Genomic DNA, 23,329 nt, shown 5'->3' with positions numbered 1-23,329 from the left:
ACATCTGCCGGGCGCTGCTGTTTTCAATCTAAACGAAACGCAGGGCTGATGTCTCAGGATACGACAGATCAATCCTTTGAGGATCTGGAACGCAAGTACGATCCAGACCTCACATTCAGAGCGGCTGGTCCGGTGCTTGCTGTTGTTATAACAGCGGCACTCGTTGCCATGTCGCTTTATCATTACTACGCGTCCGGCTTTGGGCTTATACGAGAGCTTGTCCATCGCGGCATTCACCTCTCGTTTGTGCTGGGGCTGGTGTTTGTGCTTTTCAGCTTCATCAAGAGCACGAGCAGTCAGCCTGCACCGTCTGCGTGGTGGCGCCCGAGTGGTGTACACCTGTGGGATATTGTGCTGGCGGCGATGGCTGTGTTTGCGGCAATGTACTTGCCACTGTTGCCAGCTGAGGCGGTTGCCTCCCGTGTTGGGGCGCCTGCGCCGATTGATGTGTTTATGGGCACGGTGTTGCTGGTGTTGGTGCTGGAGGCCGCACGCCGGTCTGTTGGGCCCACATTGCCGCTGATTGCACTGATTTTTGTTGGGTATGCTGTGTTTGGCCGTTATGCACCGGGGGCTTTGCAGCATCCAGGTGCCAGTTGGACGGGCCTCATCAACCACCTTTATATGACGAACCAGGGAGTTTATGGCATCGCCATCGGGGTGGTTGCCAAATATGTGTTTTTGTTTGTGCTGTTTGGTGTTTTGGCGACCCGAATTGGTCTTGGGCAACTGTTTATTGATCTGGCCTCGGTGATTGCCGGACGCTATGCAGGCGGGCCGGCGAAGGTTGCTATCTTCTCCTCTGCGATGCTGGGCACGATCTCTGGTAGTTCCATTGCCAATACGGTGACAACAGGGTCACTCACCATTCCAGCGATGAAGAAGGTGGGGTATCCGCCGCATTTTGCAGGTGCAGTGGAAGCAACTGCATCAACGGGCGGGCAGATTACGCCGCCGATCATGGGGGCTGCTGCCTTCATCATGGTGGAGTTTCTGGAGATCCCATACCGCGAGGTGCTGCTTGCGGCGATGTTCCCGGCGATGCTTCATTATTTCGGCATCTTTGTGATGGTGCATCTGGAAGCCAAACGTCTTGGTTTGCGTGGGCTGACCAGAGATGAGCTGCCCAAAGCACTGATTGTGATGAAGCAGCACTGGCTCTCCGTCATCCCGCTGGGCATTCTGGTTTATTTGATCATCTCCGGTAAAACACCTGATTTTGCAGCTGTTTGGGGGATTACCGCTTGTGTGGTTGTTGGGATTTTAAACCCGCATAACCGGATGGGCATCAAAGACCTGATTGAGTCCTTGGCAACTGGGGCCAAGTACTCGCTGGCTGTGGGGGCGGCAGCTGCGGCAGTTGGCATTATCGTTGGTGTGGTTACGCTCACGGGCACGGGCTTCCGGCTCTCCTTTGTGGTGACGCAGGCGGCCTCGGATCTGGGCGGGTTTATCTCTTCTGGTTGGCTTGCCGAGTATGTGACGCAGAATGGGCTGACGCTGTTCTTTACCCTGCTGTTTACGGCAGTTGCCTGTATCATCATGGGAGCGGGTATTCCGACAACGGCGACCTACATCATTCTGGTTTCCATTGCTGCACCTGCGCTTGCCTTGCTTGGCGTTCAGCCGCTGGTGGCGCACTTCTTTGTGTTCTACTACGGGGTGCTGGCGGACATTACACCACCTGTGGCGCTGGCTGCTTATGCCGGGGCTGGGATTGCAGGGGCGAACCCGTTCAAGACTGGTAACACCGCTTTCCGCCTTGGTATCGCAAAAGCATTGGTGCCGTTTGTGTTCGTTTACTCTCCAGCACTGCTGTTGGTGACGCCAGAGTTCACCTGGTATGACCTGACCGTAACGCTTGCAGGTGCCATGTGCGGTATTGGTCTGCTGGGTGTGGCGTTCTCTGGCTACATGCTAGCTGGTTTGAATAGGCTGGAACGGTATTGGACTGCCTTTGCGGCGATGTTCTTTGTGGCTCCGGGCTTACAAACCATGGCGATTGGTGGCGTGCTTATGCTGCCGGTTGTGGTGCGGCAAGTGATGGCACGCAAGAACCAGCAGCTGATGATGCAAGACGCTTAGGGCTGGGCTTGCGGTGATTGGTGAAAAGCTCCCGCCGAATGGAAGGTATCCGGCGGGGGCGTTTCTTAAGCGGCTGTTTTTGCGCGTACGGGGTAGGTTTTTTTGATGCGCTCCGCATAAGCTACGAGGTTCGGGAATTTTTCGGTGGTTTCCTTCGAGCTGCTGTCCGGCAGGTCAGCGAGGGTACCAAGGATCTGTGCGCCCACGGCGGCATCGGCGAAGCAGGGAGTTTCGCCCATCAGATACGGCTTGTCGCCAAGCTGCGTTGCGATTGCCTGAAGGTCATCGCGGCCCAATGCAAGGCGCTCTTCCAGTGTGTGCTGGCCGTAGCCATGGTGGTTTGTCTTTTTGCGCACAGTATCACGCGCTTTGTTTGCGAAGGTGCTGCGCATTTGATCAGGCATAAATCCGAAGAACTCCTTCTCAATGATCGCGAAGTTCTCGTCTGGAAGCCAGCGGGTACATACTGTGACGAAGTAGAGGGAGTGTTCTGCCATGCGGGTGAAGGCATGTGCGACAGCCAATTCAGCCTCGGTGTAGCCGCCGGAGAAGTCGGCGTTATACTTGGTCTCCAAAAGCTTCTTGATGAACTCGGAATCTGCGATCAGCTCTTCGCCGTCTTTCATGACTGGAAGTTTGCCTTTAGGGGCTTTCATCACAGCTTCCGGGCCAATGGACTCTTCGTGCTGCAACCCGGCCATAGCGAGGAGAATATCGATTTTCATGCAAAATGGGCTTGCGCTTATATCATTGAGTTCAGCGCTGAATTTCATATGTGTGAGCATTTTATATCTCCGCTTGTGTTCAATGAGGGGTTGATAGCAAGGTGCTCCTGACAGCATGGTGTCAGGAGTGTTTCGCTCCATGAAGTTTTGTTGGGGGAACTTATGCGTAGAGCAGATCGGCTATTGCAGATTGTGCAGGTGCTGCGCCGTCAGCGCGGGCCGGTGACAGCTGATGCAATTGCGGAGGAGCTAGAGGTTTCTGTACGCACGCTCTACCGCGATATAGTTAGCCTGCAATCTACTGGTGTGCCCATACGCGGGGAGGCGGGGGTTGGGTATGTCCTTGAGGATGGGTATGACCTACCGCCGCTGATGTTTACCAGTGATGAGCTGGAAGCGGTGATGATGGGCCTGCGCCATGTGCAGGACCGGGGGGATGAGCAGCTGATCCGCACGGCGAGCGATGTGATTGCCAAGATATCAGCGGTGCTTTCTGCTGAGGCTCGCGATGAGTTTATTGAAGCCCCGCTTTATGCAGCTGATGTTCGCAGGGAGCCTGTTCCTTCTGCCTGCATTGAGCTGGGTGATGTGCGCCGCGCCATGCGCCGACAGAACAAACTTAAAATTGCTTATACGAATGGAAATGGCGCCGCCAGTGAGCGGGTTATCTGGCCTTTGACACTGGCGTTTTTTGCCCAGTCGCGAATGATTGTTGCGTGGTGCGAGTTGCGCGAGGACTTCCGGGCATTCCGTACTGACCGTGTGGAGCAACTAGACGTTCTAGAGGAGCGCTACAGGGAGAACCGCGTCATACTGCGAGAGCGCTGGTGGAAGATTGAACTTGCACGGCGGGAGCAGGCAGCGGCAGATAAGGCGGCAGCGGCGAAGTCTGCGTAACTGGCGTCTGGGTTTGCGGGGAGCATGGTTCTGCTCCGCCACGTCACTCATCAAGTGTAGGATGACATTCGTGGTCTACACTTGATTGGGCAAAAACACACCTTTCTGCCCAAGAGCCTGTGCCAAACGCTCAGCCATTGCACTTAGCTCCTCACCACTTGCCCGGGGTGTAGAGCAAAAGGTGATGTTCTCTTCTGCGATGTAGCGGCGTGAGGTGATATCTGTCTTTTCATGCATGGGAACCAAGTGGGCATGTGCATGAGGGATGTCTCCGCCGGTGAAAAGCAACGCTACCCTGTCCACGTAGCAGATTTGCTTTTGTACTTTGGCGATGCGCTGGCCGAGTTGCATCATACTCGCAGCTAGATCTGTTGGCAGATCATCAAAGTATGCGTAATGCTCAAGCGGGATAATCTGAACGTGGCCGGGACGGATAGGTGCTATGTCGAGAAAGGCTACCATCGCCTTGTCACGATAAATCTCGTAGGCGTTGATTTCCTTTCGTGCGATTTTGCAAAATAAGCAGTCGCTTTGTTTGCTCATGCTCACTCCGCCACAACTGCCGTGCCATGAGAGACCGTATCTCCCGGGAACTGAATTACGGTGTCGTTTTGGGTGAGGCCGGATGTTACTTCGGCGATGTCTTGGTTGAACGCGCCGATTGTTAGAAGTTGGAGCTGGGCTGTACCACCAACAATCTTGAAAGTGGCCCAGTCGTTGCCTTCGCGGAAGAGGGCGGTCATGGGAATGCGTAGGACGTTTTGGCCGTGCCATGTCTCAATGGCGGCGCGCAGGTGAAAGCCGTGGCCGAGCTGTGGGGCTGGGGCATTCAGGTCCAAAATTGCATTCACGCGCTGTTCCTCAATTCCCAAAGATGAGACTTTTGTGAAACCTGCTGGGTCAATGCGGCGGACGGTGGCTTGTAAGGTGTTGCCTCCCCAGTCAACCAGATTGGCCTTGGCACCCTTTTTAATTTTCACGGCTTTAGTTGAGAGCAGGTCTACCACCACTTCGATGTCGGAGGGATCGCCCAACTCCACCAGCAAATCACCGGAGTTGATGGTTTGCTCACTTTCCACTGCGAGGGTGAGAACGACACCATTGATGGGCGAGATCATGCGAACTGCCAGTTCCTCGGAGCGTTCAGGGTCCAGTGCAAGCTGAGGTTCTATCAGGCGTGCTTTTGCACTTTGCAGGTCGCTTTGGCGCTGGGCAATTTGAGCCTGTGCGCTTTGAACTTTGGCGGCCTTGAGCGTGACGTCGATTTCGACACGCTCCAGCTGAGCATCTGAAATGGTTTTGGTTCGGTTGAGTCGCTGGGCGCGGGTGAGCTCGGATGCTGCCAGCTTATGTTCGGCTTTGGCAGAGGCGAGCTGTGCTTGTGCCAGAGCAATTGCGGCCTGTGCTGTGCCAACATTTGCCTGTGCTTCTGCCTTGGTGCGGGCGTTCATGAATGGTGTGGTCAACGGGTTGATGGTGGCCACAACGGTTTTGCCGTGTATGACTTGGTCGCCAACGTCAAGCAGGGAGCGGTCCACCCGTCCGGCGATAGGGGCGGACACCTTGTAGACCTCTTTCACGCGGGTTTTGCCGTCTTCTTCAACGGTAACAATCAGGTCGCCTCGGGTGATTTTTGCTGTTTCGACCAAGATTGGCTTTTCCTGCAAGGCCCAGCCGAAAAGAAGAAGAACGAGCAGAGCGACAGCAATATAAGCGCCTCGTTTGACGTATTTACCGTTCATTCCTATTCCCTCGTTTTTAAGGTTTTGATGAGATCAAGTTTGCCCACACGGCGGCGGACAATCAGCGCACAGGCCAGTGCGGCACTGAGAATGACAAAGCTGGCTATGGCGTAGGTACTTGGCAGAACAACAAGCGGAATGCGGAACAGGTCACTGGCAAACCCCTTTATCATACCTGCTGCCATGCCATAGCCGAGGAGCCACCCCAAGGGCTGAGCAATGAGGACGATCATGGCCATTTCCACCAGGATCACATGGAAGACTTCCTGCTTGGAAAAGCCAATCACGCGCAGGCTTGCCAGCTCACGTCCGCGCTCAGAGAGCTGGATGCGCGCTGCGTTGTACACTACGCCAAAAGCAACAATCACTGCGATTGTGATGTAAGCGGTGAGCATTGAGGTGAAACTCTGGTCCATGAGCTCGCGGAATTTTGCACGCGAAAGCATTTGCAGCGCAATGCCACCAAGGCCGGGTGTTTCCTTTACCGCGTCGTACAGGTCGTTCAATCGGGTGCGATCAATATTCACTGCCAGATCTGATATGCGCGGGCCGTTTGGGACCAGAGCGTTGAGTGCATCAATATGCATGGAGGCAGACAGCCCCATATAGCTTGTTATAACGCCTGCTACCCGCACTTGTTTTATAATTGAGTTGTGCTGCGTCAGCTCAACATCCAGCATTTGACCAGGTTGAACACCCAGTTGGTTGGCAAGGTGGGTTGGCAGCATCAGGCCAGTGCTTGGCATTTCTATTGCGCGCTCGTTGAGGTCCAAAATGCGAGAAAGCGCGGCTTTGGCCGGGCGGCCTGTGATCGCCACCCGCTTTTCTTTGGGACCAAAACGCAGGATGACAGGTTCTTGCCTGTAAGCTTCTGCTGTGAGAACGCCGGGCAAGCGCATGATGTCGCCGAGTACGGTTGGTGCTTTGTCGTCGGCCAGTGTCAAGCGGGCATCTGCGGTTTCTGCTTTGTTGAAAGCCACATTGATCATGTGGTCCATGGAATTGGTCAGGAACAGGGCTGAGACGAGCAGCGCGAGGGAGAAAGAGACACCAAGGCTGGTGAGCAGGCTGCGCAGCGGATTGTGCATGAGATGGCGCAGGCCCATGGTGCTGAGCTGAGACAGGATGCGCAAGCGCTGGGACCTAAGCGACAAGAAACTGCGAAACCGCGGCGGAGCAGGTGGACGCATGGCCACGGCGGGAGGCAGGCGCGCGGCTTTCATGATGGAAGAGAACGCGCCGCCCAAAGCTGCGATCAGTGAGATTACGGCTGCGATGAGGTAGAGGTCTGGGCTGTCATCAAACACGAGGAATGGAAACGAGAAGTATTGCGCATACATTTGCGTCATCAAGCGGCCCATGTAATTGCCTGCAACTGATCCGATGCCGACGCCAAGGAAAGCGACGATTGAAACCAGTTTGGCGTAGTGACCTGCGACGGACCATGAGGCGTATCCGCAGGCTTTCAGGAGGCCGATTTGCTCGCGCTCCAAAGCGATCAGGCGTGACAGGATCATATTGACGAGAAAGGCGGAGACCAGCAGGAATATGGGTGGCAACACTTTCGCCATGGCGGAGAGCTGGGTGAGTTCCGCATCCAAAAACGCATGAGATTGCTGATCTTTGCGTTTGTATGCGCCAGTGCCGCCGTATGGTTTGAGGAGGCGGTCAAGTTTTTCAAGAACGCACGGTGTGCAAGCACCTCTGAGCAACCTGAGTGAGATGTCGTTGGCGGCGTTCTTCATGTCGAACAGGCCTTCCATGGCGGATTGGGCCATGAAGAAGACGGCGAAGCGGCGGTCATCGGGCACCAGATCACCCGGGCCTAGTGCGTAGATAAACTCCGGGGAGAGGATGATGCCAGTGATTTCGAGGTGCAGTTTCTTGCCGTTGAGGGTGGCGCTGAACGTGTCGCCGGGTTTGAGACCATGTGCTTTGGCAAAGCGGGAGTCCAGTGCGACTTCGTTGGTGCGTGATCCTTCGGGCAGACGTCCGGTTTTGAGGTAAAGGCGGTTGACGGCGGGCTTTCTGCCAGAGGGGAGGGACAAGGCCATTCCCGCGGCGGGCTCTGCCATTTGCGGAATGTCCAAGATAGCAGAGCGCACGATGCGCATTTCGACTGCAGATACACCATCAATGGCCGCGATGCGTTCTTTCAGATGATCTGGTGCCCGAACGGCCTGCGCGAAGATGTGGCCAAAGCGGTACTGATCGTAATAGGTTTCCTGCGTTTGGCTAAGGGAGCGGTAGGCACCTTGGGCGAGGATCAGCGTCATTACTCCGCAGGCCATGACCAAAGCAATCGCGAGCACTTGCGCCCAAAGGCGTTTCAGGTCGCGGATCACTTTTCGGTCGAGGACAGGCAGAGTTACCATGCAACCTCCGAGGGTTGCTTGGGTTGTTCGTTTTCATGAGTGCTTGCAATGGCACCGTCTTTGAAAATGTAGACACGGTTCGCCATTTCCTGAATGGCTGTGTTGTGCGTGATGATTGCAGTCGTTGTACCCAGTTCCACGTTGATGCGTTGCAGGGCTTCCAGAACTAGTGTGCCGGTTTGGGTGTCGAGTGCGCCGGTGGGCTCGTCGCACAGCAGGACTTCCGGGCGCTTGGCAATGGCGCGGGCAATGGCAACCCGCTGCTGTTCGCCGCCAGACATTTCAGCGGGAAAGTGCGAGCTGCGGTTGCCCAGACCAACAAGTTCCAATGCTTCTTGCGGGTCTAGCGGGTTCTTGGCAATTTCGGTTGTGAGGGCAACGTTTTCCCAGGCATTGAGACTGGGAATCAGGTTGTAGAACTGGAAGACAAACCCGACATAATCGCGCCGGAAGCGTGTGAGCTTGCTTTCGCTGAAGTTTGTCAGGTTTTGTTGCAGGAACGAGACCGTGCCAGTGGTGGCGTTGTCCAGGCCTCCCAAAATGTTCAGGAAGGTTGACTTGCCCGAACCTGAGGGGCCAAGCAGCACGACCATCTCGCCCTCATAAAGGGTCATCGAGACCCCTCGCAGAGCGTGCACCTCCACTTTGTTTGTAGTGTAGGTTTTGGTGATATTGTCCGCGATGAATACTGGCGTTGGCATAAGGGCCCCAACCTGAATGTGCAGCTATGCGCTAGTATAGCCTCAATTTCAGGTTGAGTGGCAATGCCTACCTAAAAGGAATTGTTCAATTTCCTCATTCAAATATCATCCCTTGGCGGAGCAGCGACAGATTTTCTGAAAATCAGCTCTGGCTGCCATAAACATTGCAGCTCTTTGATATCGGTTCCTTTAAGATACTTCATCGCCATAATAGCGATCTCTCTGCCTGCATCACGTAGTGGCGAGCGGGTTACCGTCAAAGGTGGGTCCATTTCGGTTGCATTGGCCAGTGGCACGCTGTCATCATGTGCCAGAATTGAGATGTCTGAACCAACCTTGATGTCGAGGTCACTGCAGGCTTTGTAAGCGCCTTTTGCCATGATGACGCTGGAGCATAAAAGTGCGGTTGGGCGTTCGCCAAGTTGAAGGACTTCCATGGCAAAGCTGTAGCCGTTTTCCTCAGACATAACGCCAGAACGCACATAGTCTGGATTTGGCGTAATGCCGCGTTCGTTAAGAGCATCTTGCCAGCCATGAAAGCGCTCTATGGCGTAAACACGGTCCGGGTGTCCGTTCAAAATCGCAATCTTCTCGTGCCCCAGTTCCAACAGCATCTTGGTGGGGTCATGGAACACGCTGTAGTTGTTGATGTCGATATAGGAATAGGTGTCACAGGTTGCTGTTCGTCCATGCACGATAAACGGGATATTGAGGTCTTGTAGCAAACGAATGCGTTCCTCGCTTAGATCCACGTTTGATAGAATGACCAGATCCACGGTGCCTTTTTCGGCAAACCGTCGGTAGACATCAACCTCATCGTTTTGGGAGGAGGAGATCATTATATCGTAGTCCAGCTGCGAGGCTTTTTCCGACAATCCTGCCAGAAACTCGATGAAATGCGGATCGAGAAACATGTTCATGTCGGTTGGGAAGGCGATCCCAATCACACTAGAGCGCCCGGTTGCGAGGCGGCGGGCGTTGACATTGGGACGGTAACCAAAGTTCTTTGCAGCTTCGGCGACCCTGTTTCTGGTTGCCAAAGATACATCGGTATACCCGTTGAGCGCTCTGCTCACTGTCGTTTGTGAAAGGCCAAGATGACTGGCTAATGTCTTAAGATTCATTTTTTTCAATGGCTCAAACTTGCTATGCGCCTTGTTTATAGCCCCTTTTGCTCTCGCATGCTTGTGAGAAGTTTAGTCATTAAACCTAAGAAAAACTAGTGGTATATGAGTATTTTCCAAAGCGCTTTGGAAAATTGAAAAGAGGCGGTGGAAAACTGATATCTTTCAAGAGGGCGTAAAATACCACGAGTAAGGGCGGCTAGGAATAAGAGAAATCAGCTATTTTTTGGATATTGGGGGGTTAGATTTTGCAGGAATATCACCTCTCGCAAAAGGCCTCTATGGTTTTTTACTATTGACTTAGACCGATGATTAAACTTCTTTAGCTCAAAGCGCTTTGGTAATCTTGATGAGATGACCGGTGTTTGGGGAGCCCTTCGGTTGGGAGGGGTTAGACTGGCCGACAACGATTGGGAATTCGTTGAAGAAGGGCCAAGGACGAAACAGGGAGGCGTCCCATTATGGGTATCCGTCGTACATTATTGAGTTCCGCTGTTGGTTTTGCTGGTATAGCTGGTGTTGCTGGTTATGCAATGGCTGCTGAACTGACGATTTCTTGTGGTAGTGTTGGTCAGGAACAGTCTATCTGCGAGCAGGCTGTTGAGGAATGGTCTGAAGCAACTGGCAATACAGTTCGCCTCTTTTCTGTTCCGACATCCACGACAGAGCAGCTGGCTCTTTATCAGCAAATTTTGAGTTCTGGTGGCTCCGATCTTGATATCATCATGATCGATGTGATTTGGCCCGGTATTTTAGGAAATCACCTTCTTGATCTGGCACCCTATTCCAATGGTGTAGAAGCAGAGCATTTCCAGCCTATCGTCTCAAACAATACCTATCAGGGTAAGCTGGTTGCGATGCCTTGGTACACCGATGCTGGTTTGCTGTTTTACCGCAAAGACTTGCTTGAAAAGTATGGCGCTGATGCTCCTAAAACATGGGGTGATTTGACCGCGACTGCGAAGATGATTCAAGACGGTGAACGGGCTGCCGGGAACTCCAAAATGTGGGGCTTTGTTTATCAGGCAAAAGCCTATGAGGGGCTAACCTGTGACGCTCTTGAGTGGATCGACAGCTTTGGTGGTGGTGCCGTTGTGAACGCTCAAGGTGACATCACCATCAACAACGAAAAGGCAGCTCAGGCTTTGACGCTTGCGGCCAGCTGGACCGGAACCATTGCTCCCGGCGGTGTTCTTTCCTATCAGGAAGAAGATGCTCGCGGGGTGTTCCAATCTGGTAACGCGGTGTTTATGCGCAATTGGCCTTATGCGTGGTCACTTGGGCAGGCTGACGATTCCCCGGTTAAGGACAAAATCGGTGTGATGGCTTTGCCAAAAGGTGGTGAAGAGGGCAAACAAACCGGTACACTGGGTGGCTGGCAGCTTGCTGTTTCCAAATACTCTGAATCTCCTGAGATTGCAGCAGATCTCGTTATGTACCTGACGAGTAAAAAAGAGCAGAAACGCCGCGCTATTGAAGGCTCGTATAACCCAACAATTGCAGCACTTTACACTGATGCAGATATTCTGGAAGCAAGCCCGTTTATGGGGCAGCTGAAGGATACCTTCACCAATGCTGTTGCGCGGCCATCGCGAGCAACGGGGTCCAACTACAACAAGGTTTCCAATGCATTTTACAATGCGGTGCATGACGTGCTTTCCGGTGAAAGTGAAGCCAGCGCCTCTCTTGCGAAACTTGAGAGGAACCTGAAGCGCATTAAGCGTAGAGGCTGGTAAGTCAGCTGTTACGACGTGTGATCTGTGTTGCGGCCTGCGGGGCGCAACACTGCACCAGACTCCGGGACGTTTTCTCGGAGTTTCCCAGAAATAAAGAAACGGGGGGTTAGCCCATGACCGTTGCTCTGCAGCAGGATGGCTCTGGCCAACGAAAGGCAAAGCGATCTAATCTGAGTACTGCCAGATTACGCGCTGCTTGGCTCTTTCTCGCTCCCATGATGATTGCGTTGGCCGTTGTTGCCGGATGGCCTCTTATCCGCACCATCTGGCTCGGGTTTACCGATGCTAACCTTACAGACTTGAGCCACTCTCAGTTTATCGGGTTTGAGAACTACCTTTCCTATTACGATGGCGAAGCCTATGGCGTGCTGGTTGACCCTGACTGGTGGAATGCGGTTTGGAATACGCTTTGGTTCTCGGTCATATCCGTTGGCCTTGAGACGCTGATCGGGCTGTTTGTTGCGCTGCTGCTGAATGCGCAGTTTAAAGGGCGCGGTATCGTTCGGGCTGCGGTACTCATTCCATGGGCGATCCCGACAATTGTTTCTGCCAAGATGTGGAGCTGGATGCTTCATGATCAGTTTGGTGTGATTAACGAAATTCTTTTGGGGGTTGGGCTTATCTCTGACCCGATTGCATGGACTGCTGACCCTTCCACCGCAATGTGGGCCGTCATTATGGTGGACGTGTGGAAGACGACACCGTTCATGGCGTTGCTTACGCTTGCAGCGCTTCAGATGTTGCCGGGCGATATTTATGAGGCAGCCAAGGTTGACGGCATTCACCCGGTACGTGTGTTCTTTAAAGTGACCCTTCCGCTGATCCGCCCTGCCATTTTGGTTGCTGTGGTGTTTCGCAGTCTGGATGCGCTGCGTGTATTCGACTTGATTTACGTTTTGACGTCCAACTCCTCCACCACCATGTCCATGTCAGTTTATGCAAGACAACAACTAGTTGATTTTCAGGAGGTCGGGTACGGTTCGGCTGCGGCAACCCTGCTGTTTGTCGTGATTGCTCTGCTTACAACTTTGACTGTGATGGCTGGCGGGCTGAAACTTAATGAAGGAGAGCAGTCATGAACCGACAGCTGAAGACCGTTCTCTTTTATGCGCTTGTTGTTGTGGTGGTGGTGTTCTCGGTTTTTCCGTTTTACTACGCAATTATCACAAGCTTTAGAAGTGGGCAGGAGTTGTTTAACCCTTCTGCATTGCCAACCAGCTTCGACCTTAGCAGTTACTTTGCCATCTTTAATGAACAGCCCTTTGGCCGCAACATTTTGAACTCGGTGATTGTTGCGACGTCTGTCGTGGTTTTATCGCTCATAATTGCGGTAACGGCCTCTTATGCATTGGCTCGCGTTCATTTTCGGGGGCGCGGCCTGTTGTTGATGACAATCCTGTCAGTCTCCATGTTCCCACAGGTTGCGATCCTGTCTGGCATGTATGAGCTGATCCGCTCTATGGGGCTTTACAACTCGCTTCCCGGACTGATCATCCCCAACACCGTGTTGACGTTGCCGTTTACAGTTTGGGTGCTGACGACCTTTATGAAAGAGTTGCCTAAAGAACTGGAAGAAGCTGCTGTCGTGGACGGCGCATCTCCCCTAACCATCGTGCGCCGGATCTTCCTGCCTTTGATGTGGCCGGCCATGGTCACAACAGGTTTGCTGGCCTTTATTGGCGCATGGAACGAGTTCCTGTTCGCGCTCACCTTCACCTTATCTAACGAAGTTCGCACTGTACCGGTGGCTATCGCGCTTATGTCCGGTGCATCTAAGTATGAATTGCCATGGGGCAATATCATGGCTGCTTCTGTACTTGTAACCGTCCCTATCGTGGTTCTTGTACTTGTATTTCAACGGAAAATCGTTGCGGGCCTGACAGCTGGCGCGGTCAAAGGATAACTGGAATGAACCTTTCAACCCCAATCAACAAAAACACAAGCCATCAGGTTCTGGCCAATGATCAAGATTGGTGGCGGGGCGCTGTCATCTATCAGATCTACCCACGTTCTTTTGCCGATAGCAACGGTGATGGCATTGGTGATCTTCCTGGAATCACAGGGCGTCTGGAGTATATTTCACAGCTGGGCGCAGATGCGATCTGGATTTCTCCTTTCATGAAGTCTCCCATGGCGGACTTTGGGTATGACGTGTCCGACTATGAAGCGGTTGATCCGATGTTCGGAACACTGGATGACTTTAAAGCGCTGGTGAGCAAAGCACATGAAATGGGCCTTCGTGTTTTGATCGACCTGGTGATCTCGCATACATCAGAAGAGCATGAGTGGTTTAAGGAAAGTCGTCGCAACAAGACCAATAGTAAGTCTGACTGGTATGTGTGGGCCGATCCTAAAGCCGATGGGTCTGCGCCAAACAACTGGCTTTCCCTTTTTGGTGGGTCCGCATGGCAGTGGGATAGCCGACGTTGCCAATACTATTTGCATAACTTCCTGCGGTCACAGCCTGACCTGAATTTCCATTGTGAGGAAGTCCAGCAGGCAGTGCTTGATGCGGGCCGATTCTGGCTGGAGCTGGGTGTTGATGGCTTCCGTCTGGATACCGTGAACTTTTATGTTCATGATAAACAGTTGCGTGATAACCCACCTTACGGCGACCCCGACAGTCTCGCTGATGTGATGGGCGTTAACCCTTATGCATTCCAGGATCACAAGTTTGACAAGACCCAGCCTGAGAACCTGACATTTCTTGAGCGTTTGCGCGGTGTGATGGATGAGTTTCCCAACACCACGACTGTTGGCGAAATTGGGGCCGGGCACGAAGCAAGCCAAGTTATGGCGCAATATACCAGCGGCAACAACCGTCTGCATATGGCGTATAGTTTTGACCTGCTTTCCGGTACGCCAACCGCCCAATATGTGCGCGAACGTGTCGCGAAGCTGCAGGAGGTTGTAACTGACGGCTGGCCTAGCTGGGCGATGTCCAACCACGATGTGAAGCGCATGGGCTCGCGGTTGCCGGAGGGTGTTGATCCGCAGGTTGCAACGCCTGTTCTGATGGCTTTGAGCGCTTCATTACGCGGCAGCCCCTGTATCTATCAGGGAGAAGAGCTGGGCTTTAAGGAAGCTGATGTTGCTTTTGAAGAGCTGCAAGATCCATATGGAATTGAGTTCTGGCCTGAGTTTAAGGGCCGCGATGGGTGTCGTACGCCGATTGCATGGACCAAAGATGGCGGGTTTACCTCTGGCAAGCCATGGCTGCCAATGGCTGGCGAACATCTGGAGCACTGTGCCGAAGTGCAGGCTGGTGATGAGACCTCTGCCATGCGCCGGACTGCAAAATACCTTCATTGGCGTAAGGGCCGGAAAGTGCTGCAGAAAGGGTCTTTGGAGTTTGTTGATCTGGGAGAGGACGTTCTGGCGTTTGTACGTGAGTATGAGGGAGAGAAAATGCTTTGCGTCTTTAACCTGACGAATGAGCCTATGAGTGTTGCACTGGGAGCGTACAGCTCTTCTACTTTACTGGACGGGCATGGATTTAGTGCTGGAATGGACGGCGAGGCGCTCACCCTGCCAGCTTGGCAAGTGGCTTACTTGCAAATCTCTAAGAACTAAGCTGAGGGCAATACCATGGCAGATGTAACACTAAAGGGTATCGTCAAGGATTTCGGGTCAACCCGGATCATTCACGGTGTTGATTTGCAGATCAAAGACCGTGAGCTGATCGTCTTTGTTGGGCCTTCGGGCTGTGGCAAGTCAACCTTGCTGCGCCTGATTGCCGGGCTTGAGGATATTTCTGATGGTGAGATGTTCATTGATGGGGAGCTGGTAAACCAGTGCTCCCCTAAGGAACGCAGAATTGCCATGGTGTTCCAAAGCTACGCGCTTTATCCGCATATGAGTGTTTATGAGAACATGGCTTTTGGGCTTCAGCTTTCAAAGCACTCGAAAAAGGATATTAAAGACAAGGTGATGGAGGCTGCTCGCATTCTTGAGCTTACACCATTGCTCGAACGCCAACCCAAGCAGCTTTCTGGTGGACAGCGCCAGCGTGTTGCGATTGGGCGTGCGATTGTCCGCAACCCTAAAGTCTTCCTGTTTGATGAGCCACTTTCCAACCTTGATGCCTCTTTGCGCGTGCAGATGCGCATCGAGATTGCCAAGCTGCATCAGGATATGGACGCGACCATGGTTTACGTCACCCACGATCAGGTGGAAGCCATGACGCTTGCAGACCGGATTGTCGTGCTGAACGCTGGGCGCATTGAGCAGGTTGGCTCTCCGCTGGAGCTTTATCACCGACCGCGCAATAAGTTTGTGGCAGGTTTCATTGGCTCTCCAAAGATGAATTTTATTGAGGCAACGGTCGTCTCTGTGGCTGAGAGCGGTGTTGAGGTTTCTGTGGCTGGGTCTGAACCCGTAAAGGTTGACGTCGTGCCTGATGGCCTGAGCGTTGGCGAGCGCATTGAATACGGGATCCGCCCTGAACACCTTGGGGCCGGTACAACGGGCGATCTTTCTGGCAAAATTGAAGTTATCGAAGAACTGGGCGAGAGCCACTTCTTGCATATGCGTCTTTCTAACGGGGCTTTGATCACCGTTCAGGGACGGGGCGATGCGCAGGTTCGGGCCGGAGAAAGCTGTTTGGTGAAATTCGATCGTGAGCACGCACAGGTGTTTCGTGGTGACGGATTCGCGGTTTCCAAGGTTATGCCGTTGGGGCAACCAAAAAAGACGGGTGCTCTTGAAGGCGCGTGACAAATAAATTTTGTCACAACCTCACTCCAAATTGGCATTTTACTTTTACGCTGCGCCTTGTGCGCGGCGTTTTCTTTTTGGGGGTGGTATAGCCTCATATTCAAACGATTAAATCATTGAAATATCACCTACCATTGCAGGATTGCGACAGCAACTGACAGGCGCATAAGGCAGCGTTTTATGTGCGGTGAAAGCAGCAAGACGAGCTAGAAAATCGAGGGAGAAGAGAGGGGTATTGAAGGGCAGTCTTTGAAGCTGCTCAACCCAGGGTACTTGTTCGGTTATTTAAAAAGTGAAACAATTTAATCAGTGGCGGTATTTGTATGCCTTCACAAATATTTTGTCTTCACTGGGACAGTGCTGTGAAGGCCTTATAAAATAGGGGAGCATCTTTAAATGAAATTTAAGCGTAGTCTTCTTTCGCTTGCACTTGCTGCAAGTGTTGCCATGCCAATTTCAGGCGTTATCACTGAAGCTGGAGCTGCCACACCTCCAAGCATGCTTATCGTTGCTGACCGTATTGATGACCTCATTTCTCTCGATCCGCAGGAAATGTTTGAGTTTTCTGGCATGGATATGGTGAACAATATTTATGATCGTTTGGTGCAGTTAAATCCATCTGATCTGGCAAAAGGTTATGAGCCAGGGCTGGCGACCAGCTGGGAGATCTCAGAGGACGGGAAGACTTTTACTTTTAAGATGCGCGAAGGCATCAAGTTCCACTCTGGTAACGCAGTCACTGCGAAGGATGCTGAGTACAGCCTGCGCCGCGCCGTCGCGATGAAGAAAACGCCGTCTTTCATCCTGACGCAATTTGGTTTCACGCCTGAGAACATGAGCGAGACAATCAAAGCCGTTGATGAGAACACGTTCCAGATCACCACTGACAAGAAATATGCGCCGTCATTCGTGCTGAACTGTTTCACCTCTGCGATCGCTTCTATCGTGGATAGTGAGCTGGTCAAGTCCAACGAAGTTGACGGCGACTGGGGGAATGGCTGGCTGAAAACAAACTCAGCGGGTTCCGGGGCGTTTAAACTGCAGAACTGGAAGCCAAGTGAGTCCTACTCACTGACTGCTGTTCCTGGATACTGGCGCGGTGAAGTTGCGATGAAGCGCGTTATTGTACGCCATGTCGCAGAATCTGCCTCTCAGCGTTTGATGTTGGAAAAAGGCGACGTTGATGTTGCCCGTCACCTGTCTCCTGAAGACATTGCTGCGATTTCTACCAATGAAGACCTTAAGGTAGAAGACACGCTGCGTGGCCGGCTGATGTACATTTCGTTCAACCAGAAGGATAAGGCACTTTCCCATCCGAAGGTTGCTGAAGCGCTGAAGTACCTTGTCGACTACAAAGGCATGGCTGGCTCTTTCCTGAAGGGGCAGTACACTATTCAACAAGCGTTCCTTCCACAGACCTATATGGGTGAACTGAAGGATACGCCTTACTCCTTGAATGTTGCAAAGGCGAAAGAGCTTTTGGAGCAGGCTGGCTATGCTGATGGTTTTGATGTTGAGTTCATTGTCCGTAACGTGACTGAACGTGTAGAGATTGCGCAGAGCCTGCAAAATACGTTTGGCCAGGCAGGTATTCGTGCTTCCATCTCGCAGGGCACCGGTAAACAGATCCTTGGTCGTTACCGCGCGCGTGACTTCCAGATCTACCTTGGCGCATGGGGACCAGACTACCCGGATCCGCATACAAATGCTGATACCTTTGCAAACAACCCGAACAACTCAGATGAAGCCAAGCTGACGGGCAAGCTGGCATGGCGTAATGCTTACCCAGCAAAAGACCTGACCGTTTTGACTGATCTAGCTGTTCAGGAGAGTGACCGCGAGAAGCGTGCAACTATGTATGTTGAAGCCCAGAAGGTCTTCCAGAAGGAGGCTCCATTTGCAGTTATGTTCCAGCAAATTGAGCAAAACTCCATGGGTGCAAGTGTAACTGGCTTCAATCCAGGCGGCGCTATCACCGATGTATTCTACTGGCCTGTAAAAAAATAGGATTGGCTGGTAACAAATGAGCATCGCTGACTCTACAGCGACTGTGGCGCGGCGAGGGGTTTCCTCGCCGCTCTACAAGGTTTTAAAAGGTTTAATCGCTGGCCTTTTCTCCGTTGCCATCACCATGGTAGGGCTTCTTTTCGTCACCTTTATTATTGCGCGCGTCATGCCTGTTGATCCGGTTTTGTCGGTTGTTGGCGAGCGCGCCACACAAGAAATTTATGATGCTGCTTACAAAGCTATGGGCCTTGATCAGCCGCTGTATGTGCAGTTCTGGCTGTTTTTGAAGCAAGTGGCGGTGGGTGACTTTGGGATGTCGACGCTGACAGCGCGGCCCGTTGTTGAAGATATTGCCCGCGTTTTTCCGGCGACATTGGAGCTTGCAACACTGGCGACCATTGCTGGTGTTGGCATTGGTGTGCCGATGGGGGTTTTGGCTGCCGTGAATGAAGGTCGCTGGCCTGATCAACTCATCCGCCTTGTTGGGTTGTTTGGCTATTCCATGCCGATCTTCTGGTTTGGCCTGATGGGCCTGCTGATTTTCTACGGAATTCTTGGCTGGGTTGGTGGCCCGGGCCGGATCGAGATCTACTATGAAGATATTATTCCCTCAGTCACTGGAATGATTTTGATTGATAGTTTGCTTGAGGGCGATTTTACAATCTTTTGGAATGCGGTGAGTCACATCATCCTGCCTGCGAGCATTCTTGGCTACTATTCCATTGCTTACATTTCCCGCATGACTCGTTCTTTTATGCTGGAGCAATTTTCTCAGGAATACATCACCACCGCGCGCGTTAAAGGTGTTTCTGAAACGGCTGTCATCTGGCGCCATGCTCTGCCCAATGTGATGATCCCGCTGATCACGGTGATTGCTCTGTCCTATGCAAACCTGTTGGAAGGTTCTGTGCTTACCGAGATTATCTTCTCGTGGCCGGGGTTGGGCAACTACATCACCAATGCATTGCTCTCTGCCGATATGAATGCGGTTATGGGGGGGACTGTTGTGGTTGGCGCTGTCTTTGTTGGCCTCAATCTCTTTTCTGACTTTATGTACAAAGTGGTTGATCCGAGGGCACGATGACAACAGCACCTGTAAAATCTAACGTGCCATCCCGCTCTGGTTTGAAAGCCTGGCTTAGCTCTGATGCACCTGCCTCTCGCGGTCATGCGCGTGCTGTTCAGCTTTATCTTGGATGGCTGAAGCTCTATGAGAATAAGCTCGCGTTTCTTGGCTTTCTGATCATTTTTAGTTTGGTGCTGATCGCAGCGTTTGCGCCGTTGCTGGCAACGACAGAGCCCAATGCGCAAGACCTTTCCAAGCGTTTGTTAGCTCCTGGGACGAGTGGCCATTTGCTGGGCACAGACGAACTTGGCCGGGATATATATAGCCGCCTTGTGTATGGTTCTCGCATCACACTGCTGATTGTCGGTATTGTAGCATTCACTGCGCCTGTGTTTGGTCTGCTTATCGGGACTGTTGCAGGCTATCTTGGTGGATGGGTTGATCAGGTACTGATGCGGCTGGTTGATATCTTCCTTGCGTTTCCTCGCCTTGTGCTTGCGCTGGCATTTGTTGCCGCGATCGGGGCAGGTATTGAGAGTGCGATTATCGCTATCAGCCTAACAGCGTGGCCACCTTATGCGCGGATTGCCCGAGCAGAAACTCTAACTATTCGCAATGCTGATTACATTAGCGCTGTGCGTTTGCAGGGTGCGGGTATCATGCACATCATTGTCGGTCATATCTGGCCGCTGTGTCTGTCCTCTATCATTGTTCGCGTTACGTTGGATATGGCGGGCATCATCTTGACTGCTGCGGGGCTTGGCTTCCTTGGTCTTGGTGCCCAGCCACCTGAACCGGAGTGGGGGGCTATGATCTCTGCCGGGCGTAAGTTTGTGCTGGACCAGTGGTGGGTTGCTGCCATGCCGGGTATGGCGATCTTTATCGTATCATTGGGCTTCAACCTGCTGGGTGACGGCTTGCGCGATATTCTTGATCCGAAAAAGAGCCAGAGCTAAGGGAGAGGACCATGAGTGACACGCTTTTAAGCGTTGAGGACCTTTGGGTTCGCTTTCCGACCCGCACTGGCACAGTGGATGCCGTGCGTGGGATTTCGTTTTCTGTGGGACGCGAACGTGTGGGTATCGTGGGCGAGAGCGGCTCGGGCAAGTCCATGACAGGCCGCAGTATTTTGCGGTTGATCCGTGCGCCAGGGCAAATGGAAGCAAAGTCCATAACCTTCAACGGCGATAACCTGCTTGAGTACTCAGAGCGGCAGATGCGGAAGATACGGGGACACCAGATTTCTATGGTGATGCAGGACCCCAAGTTTTCTCTCAATCCTGTTCACAGTGTTGGTAAGCAGATCTGTGAAGCGCTACGCTTGCATACAAAGGTCTCTCGTAAGCAAGCCCGGCAGGGTGCGCTGGAGATGCTGGAAGCTGTGCAGATCCGTAATCCTGAGCGCGTGTTTCGCTCGTACCCGCATGAGCTTTCAGGCGGAATGGGGCAACGGGTGATGATTGCGATGATGCTCATTACTGATCCGCAGCTGCTGATTGCTGATGAACCAACCTCTGCGCTGGATGTGACTGTGCAAATGAAGGTGCTGGCGATTATGGATAAGCTGGTGCAAGAGCGGGGGATGGGGCTGATCTTCATCAGCCATGACCTGAACCTTGTCTCATCGTTCTGTGATCGTATCATCATTATGTATGCGGGGCGTATTGTTGAAACCTGTCGGGCCAGTGAGCTGCATAAAGCGACCCATCCTTATACGCGTGGTTTGCTGAATGCGTTGCCACGGATTGAGGAGCCCAAGGGACGTCTGGAAGCGTTGCAGCGTCAAGACAGCTGGAAGCAGGAGGCAAGTGTCGATGCCCGTGTCTGATAGTGCTTTAATGGAACCTAAGAGTTTGAGTGCAGAAACAGCCGCTGATGCTCGTCTTGAGATCAAAAACCTCAATGTGTACTTCGGTGAAGGAAGCGAGCGTTTTCAGGCGGTGAAAAATGTGAGCGTCAGTGTGCAGCAAGGCGGCAGTTTTGGCATTGTTGGCGAATCTGGCTCTGGCAAGTCAACTGTATTGCGTGCTGTGTGCGGTTTGGTTGAGAGCTGGGATGGGGAGATCGATATAGACGGTGCTCCAGTTTCGCATAAACGCAACAAGGCATTTGCTCGTAAGATCCAGATGGTGTTTCAGGACCCGTATGCGTCTCTTCACCCGCGTCATACGGTTGACCGGGTGCTTTCGGAGCCGCTGAAGCTGCACGGTTTTGACGGTATTGATGGCCGTGTGCTGCGTGCGCTGGATGATGTTGGGCTTGGCGCTGATTTTCGGTTCCGCTATCCACACCAGCTTTCTGGTGGTCAACGTCAGAGAGTTGCAGTTGCACGTGCGCTTATGCTTGAGCCGGAAATCTTGTTGTTGGATGAACCAACTTCGGCGCTGGATGTTTCTGTGCAGGCAGAGATTCTCAACCTTTTTGCAGAGCTGCGCAAAGAGCATAATCTGACTTATGTGATGGTAACGCATGACTTGGCTGTGGTTGCGCATATGTGTGATGAGATTGCTGTTATGCAGTTTGGTGAGGTTGTGGAGGTGATGGATGTGGACGCGATGCGTAACTCCACACCCAAAACAGCTTATACGCAGGAACTGCTGAAAGCCTCTATGGGCTATGACGCTGAGTTTTTTGGCGATAGCTGATTTTCAAGCACTGATCTATGAGAAAAGCCCCGCCGATCCGGTGGGGCTTTTGCGTTTAGTGCGCAAGGATTGCGTATCGTTTTTCGACCTTCTTCATGGAGAAGCTGATTGCCACGACAACGGCAAAGTAAATGAGACCAGTCAAAAGGAGCGGTTCGTAGATAGAGAAGGTTTTGCGTTGTATGACGCGTGCCGTCCCCATCAGTTCCATTACTGTGATTGTGGAGGCAAGGCTGGTGGTTTTGAGCAGGATAATGGTGTCTGACGCGATAATTGGCAAACTTGTGCGAAATGCGATGGGGAGCGTGACGAAGCGCAAGGTCTGCCACTTGGTGAGACCTGCTGCAGCTGCGGCCTCTTTTAAGCCCTTGGGGACGTCCTTAATCGCACCTTTGAAGACTTCCGACAGATAAGCGCCCTGATTGAGGCTAAGGGCGAGGATGGCATACCAAAGTCCATCGCGCAGATACTTCCATAAGAAGCTGTGGCGCACCCAGGTATCTGGCAGGACTTCGCCGAGCCCGTAGTAGATCAGGTAGATCTGAACGAGAGCAGGGGTGCCGCGAAACATGAATGAATAGGATTCAGCAGGGGCTGCAATCCATTTGAGCGAGGACAGGCGGGCAATCGCTGTTGCTCCGCCAATGATGAGGCCAAGTGTGCCTGCAACAGCGGTGAGGAAAATGGAAAGCGGTGCTGCGGCGAGCAGCTTTAAAAACATTGCCCAATAGATCTCGAAGGATTCAATCATTTGCTGTAGCCCTTTGAGAGATTGCCTTCCACTTTTCGGATGATGAGGACCGAGATCAAGGTGATGAGCAGGAAGAGTGCGGCGGTGAAGCCGTAAAAGAAACTGTAGTGTTTGGTGTTGGCTGCTGCGCGGTAGCCGACGTAAAGCAGCTCGTGGAAGCTTCCTAAGACGCTGATAAGCGCAGTTTCCTTGGTGATGGAAAGCCAAAGGTTTGCCATGCCAGGAATAGCGCGTTTTACCATTTGCGGCAGGGTGACAAGCCTGAGTGTTTGCAGCGGACTAAGGCCCAGTGCATTTGCAGCTTCTGCCTGACCTTTTGAAATGGCGTTGAACGCAGCGCGGAAGACTTCTGTCATAAATGCACCAGACACAAAGCCAAGGGCAGAAACTGCTGCAATGAACGGGCTGATCTGAAAGCCTTTGGAGGCAAGCCCGATTGAGATAAGCAAGTTGGAGGCAGAGGTTGCAACTGCATAATACAAAAGCAGAATGAGCAGGAGCTCAGGAATAGCGCGAACGACGGTTGTGTAAACTTCTGCAACCGCGCGTGCTGTTTTGGACTTTGAAAGCTTTGCCACGGCAGCAACAAGACCTATTGCGACGGAGACGCAATAGGAGGCTATGGATACTTTTATGGTGAGCCAAAACCCGGAAGCGAATTCATCGCCCCAGCCTGCGTCACCAAATGACAGCAATGTCCATATTGAGTGATCCATGACAGCCTATGTTGTGCGAAGACGTATTTCGGATGGAAATGAG

Annotated in this window: 20 protein-coding genes; 12 read left to right on the top strand and 8 right to left on the bottom strand. The window is 52.6% G+C overall.

The window, feature by feature from the left end; genetic code table 11:
• Positions 1–48 precede the first annotated feature (48 nt).
• Positions 49–2,085 carry a TRAP transporter permease gene (locus BMZ51_RS15105; RefSeq protein WP_068006685.1) on the top strand — a complete coding sequence of 679 codons (2,037 nt, stop codon included), beginning with the start codon at positions 49–51 and terminating at the stop codon, positions 2,083–2,085.
• A 65-nt stretch (positions 2,086–2,150) separates the two neighbouring features.
• Here BMZ51_RS15105 and BMZ51_RS15100 read toward each other — a convergent pair whose 3' ends face one another.
• Positions 2,151–2,870, bottom strand: a complete 720-nt coding sequence (locus BMZ51_RS15100) for a glutathione S-transferase family protein (protein WP_068006687.1) — start codon at positions 2,868–2,870, stop codon at positions 2,151–2,153.
• 102 nt (positions 2,871–2,972) lie between these two features.
• On the opposite strand from BMZ51_RS15100, the gene BMZ51_RS15095 reads away from it, so the two are divergent.
• A complete protein-coding gene (locus BMZ51_RS15095) occupies positions 2,973–3,707 on the top strand; it encodes a helix-turn-helix transcriptional regulator (protein WP_074882124.1) in 735 nt (244 codons plus the stop codon).
• A 75-nt stretch (positions 3,708–3,782) separates the two neighbouring features.
• Here the strand turns inward: BMZ51_RS15095 and BMZ51_RS15090 are convergent, their stop codons facing one another.
• The 5 genes from BMZ51_RS15090 to BMZ51_RS15070 all read right to left on the bottom strand — a co-directional run bounded on the left by BMZ51_RS15090 (position 3,783) and on the right by BMZ51_RS15070 (position 9,649).
• Complete coding sequence (locus tag BMZ51_RS15090; protein WP_068006689.1) at positions 3,783–4,250, bottom strand: HIT family protein; 468 nt, start codon at positions 4,248–4,250, stop codon at positions 3,783–3,785.
• Between the two features lie 2 nt (positions 4,251–4,252).
• A complete protein-coding gene (locus BMZ51_RS15085) occupies positions 4,253–5,449 on the bottom strand; it encodes an efflux RND transporter periplasmic adaptor subunit (RefSeq protein WP_068006691.1) in 1,197 nt (398 codons plus the stop codon).
• Between the two features lie 2 nt (positions 5,450–5,451).
• The gene (locus BMZ51_RS15080; RefSeq protein WP_068006693.1) at positions 5,452–7,824 is read right to left on the bottom strand and encodes an ABC transporter permease; all 2,373 of its coding nucleotides are present in this window, start codon (positions 7,822–7,824) and stop codon (positions 5,452–5,454) included.
• The gene (locus BMZ51_RS15075; protein ID WP_068006695.1) at positions 7,818–8,525 is read right to left on the bottom strand and encodes an ABC transporter ATP-binding protein; all 708 of its coding nucleotides are present in this window, start codon (positions 8,523–8,525) and stop codon (positions 7,818–7,820) included. The genes BMZ51_RS15080 and BMZ51_RS15075 overlap by 7 nt, the downstream gene beginning before the upstream one ends.
• A gap of 98 nt (positions 8,526–8,623) precedes the next feature.
• Entirely contained in the window at positions 8,624–9,649 is a 1,026-nt protein-coding gene (locus BMZ51_RS15070) for a substrate-binding domain-containing protein (protein ID WP_068006697.1), read from the bottom strand.
• A gap of 461 nt (positions 9,650–10,110) precedes the next feature.
• Between BMZ51_RS15070 and BMZ51_RS15065 the strand changes: the two genes are divergently transcribed.
• The 10 genes from BMZ51_RS15065 (at position 10,111) to BMZ51_RS15020 (ending at position 21,819) form a co-directional block, all read left to right on the top strand.
• Positions 10,111–11,385 carry an ABC transporter substrate-binding protein gene (locus BMZ51_RS15065; RefSeq protein WP_068006702.1) on the top strand — a complete coding sequence of 425 codons (1,275 nt, stop codon included), beginning with the start codon at positions 10,111–10,113 and terminating at the stop codon, positions 11,383–11,385.
• Between the two features lie 113 nt (positions 11,386–11,498).
• Positions 11,499–12,464 carry a carbohydrate ABC transporter permease gene (locus BMZ51_RS15060; RefSeq protein ID WP_068006704.1) on the top strand — a complete coding sequence of 322 codons (966 nt, stop codon included), beginning with the start codon at positions 11,499–11,501 and terminating at the stop codon, positions 12,462–12,464.
• Positions 12,461–13,288 (top strand): carbohydrate ABC transporter permease, encoded by an 828-nt coding sequence (locus BMZ51_RS15055; protein ID WP_068006705.1) that lies wholly within the window; start codon positions 12,461–12,463, stop codon positions 13,286–13,288. Before BMZ51_RS15060 ends, BMZ51_RS15055 begins: the two co-directional genes overlap by 4 nt.
• Positions 13,289–13,293: 5 nt before the next feature.
• Positions 13,294–14,958, top strand: coding sequence for an alpha-glucosidase family protein (locus tag BMZ51_RS15050; protein ID WP_068006707.1), 1,665 nt, complete (start codon positions 13,294–13,296; stop codon positions 14,956–14,958).
• Between the two features lie 15 nt (positions 14,959–14,973).
• On the top strand, positions 14,974–16,101 hold the full coding sequence (locus BMZ51_RS15045; protein WP_068006708.1) for an ABC transporter ATP-binding protein: 1,128 nt from the start codon (positions 14,974–14,976) through the stop codon (positions 16,099–16,101).
• A 396-nt stretch (positions 16,102–16,497) separates the two neighbouring features.
• Positions 16,498–18,108 carry an ABC transporter substrate-binding protein gene (locus BMZ51_RS15040; protein WP_068006711.1) on the top strand — a complete coding sequence of 537 codons (1,611 nt, stop codon included), beginning with the start codon at positions 16,498–16,500 and terminating at the stop codon, positions 18,106–18,108.
• A 16-nt stretch (positions 18,109–18,124) separates the two neighbouring features.
• The gene (locus BMZ51_RS15035) at positions 18,125–19,192 is read left to right on the top strand and encodes an ABC transporter permease (RefSeq protein ID WP_068006717.1); all 1,068 of its coding nucleotides are present in this window, start codon (positions 18,125–18,127) and stop codon (positions 19,190–19,192) included.
• Positions 19,189–20,130: an ABC transporter permease gene (locus BMZ51_RS15030; RefSeq protein ID WP_068006723.1), complete on the top strand. Its 942-nt coding sequence runs from the start codon at positions 19,189–19,191 to the stop codon at positions 20,128–20,130. Before BMZ51_RS15035 ends, BMZ51_RS15030 begins: the two co-directional genes overlap by 4 nt.
• Positions 20,131–20,141: 11 nt before the next feature.
• Entirely contained in the window at positions 20,142–21,002 is an 861-nt protein-coding gene (locus tag BMZ51_RS15025; RefSeq protein WP_068006725.1) for an ABC transporter ATP-binding protein, read from the top strand.
• The gene (locus BMZ51_RS15020; RefSeq protein WP_068006726.1) at positions 20,989–21,819 is read left to right on the top strand and encodes an ABC transporter ATP-binding protein; all 831 of its coding nucleotides are present in this window, start codon (positions 20,989–20,991) and stop codon (positions 21,817–21,819) included. Before BMZ51_RS15025 ends, BMZ51_RS15020 begins: the two co-directional genes overlap by 14 nt.
• 55 nt (positions 21,820–21,874) lie before the next feature.
• Here BMZ51_RS15020 and BMZ51_RS15015 read toward each other — a convergent pair whose 3' ends face one another.
• Complete coding sequence (locus BMZ51_RS15015; protein WP_203416170.1) at positions 21,875–22,570, bottom strand: ABC transporter permease; 696 nt, start codon at positions 22,568–22,570, stop codon at positions 21,875–21,877.
• Entirely contained in the window at positions 22,567–23,286 is a 720-nt protein-coding gene (locus BMZ51_RS15010) for an ABC transporter permease (protein WP_068006728.1), read from the bottom strand. Before BMZ51_RS15010 ends, BMZ51_RS15015 begins: the two co-directional genes overlap by 4 nt.
• Positions 23,287–23,329: the final 43 nt, after the last annotated feature.

This window comes from Pseudovibrio axinellae (genome assembly GCF_900110875.1).
In the GTDB taxonomy this organism is placed as follows: Bacteria; Pseudomonadota; Alphaproteobacteria; order Rhizobiales; family Stappiaceae; genus Pseudovibrio; species Pseudovibrio axinellae.
Note: the sequence above shows the minus strand (reverse complement) of the source record. Positions and strands in the feature narration are given on the sequence as shown.

Excerpts from the sequence above, each read along its gene's own strand:
- BMZ51_RS15040 (WP_068006711.1), top strand. The coding sequence starts at position 16,498 with ATGAAATTTAAGCGTAGTCTTCTTTCGCTTGCACTTGCTGCAAGTGTT.
- BMZ51_RS15075 (WP_068006695.1), bottom strand. The coding sequence starts at position 8,525 with ATGCCAACGCCAGTATTCATCGCGGACAATATCACCAAAACCTACACT.
- BMZ51_RS15100 (WP_068006687.1), bottom strand. The coding sequence starts at position 2,870 with ATGCTCACACATATGAAATTCAGCGCTGAACTCAATGATATAAGCGCA.
- BMZ51_RS15050 (WP_068006707.1), top strand. The coding sequence starts at position 13,294 with ATGAACCTTTCAACCCCAATCAACAAAAACACAAGCCATCAGGTTCTG.
- BMZ51_RS15095 (WP_074882124.1), top strand. The coding sequence starts at position 2,973 with ATGCGTAGAGCAGATCGGCTATTGCAGATTGTGCAGGTGCTGCGCCGT.
- BMZ51_RS15105 (WP_068006685.1), top strand. The coding sequence starts at position 49 with ATGTCTCAGGATACGACAGATCAATCCTTTGAGGATCTGGAACGCAAG.
- BMZ51_RS15030 (WP_068006723.1), top strand. The coding sequence starts at position 19,189 with ATGACAACAGCACCTGTAAAATCTAACGTGCCATCCCGCTCTGGTTTG.
- BMZ51_RS15065 (WP_068006702.1), top strand. The coding sequence starts at position 10,111 with ATGGGTATCCGTCGTACATTATTGAGTTCCGCTGTTGGTTTTGCTGGT.
- BMZ51_RS15010 (WP_068006728.1), bottom strand. The coding sequence starts at position 23,286 with ATGGATCACTCAATATGGACATTGCTGTCATTTGGTGACGCAGGCTGG.
- BMZ51_RS15060 (WP_068006704.1), top strand. The coding sequence starts at position 11,499 with ATGACCGTTGCTCTGCAGCAGGATGGCTCTGGCCAACGAAAGGCAAAG.
- BMZ51_RS15090 (WP_068006689.1), bottom strand. The coding sequence starts at position 4,250 with ATGAGCAAACAAAGCGACTGCTTATTTTGCAAAATCGCACGAAAGGAA.
- BMZ51_RS15055 (WP_068006705.1), top strand. The coding sequence starts at position 12,461 with ATGAACCGACAGCTGAAGACCGTTCTCTTTTATGCGCTTGTTGTTGTG.
- BMZ51_RS15015 (WP_203416170.1), bottom strand. The coding sequence starts at position 22,570 with ATGATTGAATCCTTCGAGATCTATTGGGCAATGTTTTTAAAGCTGCTC.
- BMZ51_RS15035 (WP_068006717.1), top strand. The coding sequence starts at position 18,125 with ATGAGCATCGCTGACTCTACAGCGACTGTGGCGCGGCGAGGGGTTTCC.
- BMZ51_RS15085 (WP_068006691.1), bottom strand. The coding sequence starts at position 5,449 with ATGAACGGTAAATACGTCAAACGAGGCGCTTATATTGCTGTCGCTCTG.
- BMZ51_RS15020 (WP_068006726.1), top strand. The coding sequence starts at position 20,989 with ATGCCCGTGTCTGATAGTGCTTTAATGGAACCTAAGAGTTTGAGTGCA.
- BMZ51_RS15045 (WP_068006708.1), top strand. The coding sequence starts at position 14,974 with ATGGCAGATGTAACACTAAAGGGTATCGTCAAGGATTTCGGGTCAACC.
- BMZ51_RS15080 (WP_068006693.1), bottom strand. The coding sequence starts at position 7,824 with ATGGTAACTCTGCCTGTCCTCGACCGAAAAGTGATCCGCGACCTGAAA.
- BMZ51_RS15070 (WP_068006697.1), bottom strand. The coding sequence starts at position 9,649 with ATGAATCTTAAGACATTAGCCAGTCATCTTGGCCTTTCACAAACGACA.
- BMZ51_RS15025 (WP_068006725.1), top strand. The coding sequence starts at position 20,142 with ATGAGTGACACGCTTTTAAGCGTTGAGGACCTTTGGGTTCGCTTTCCG.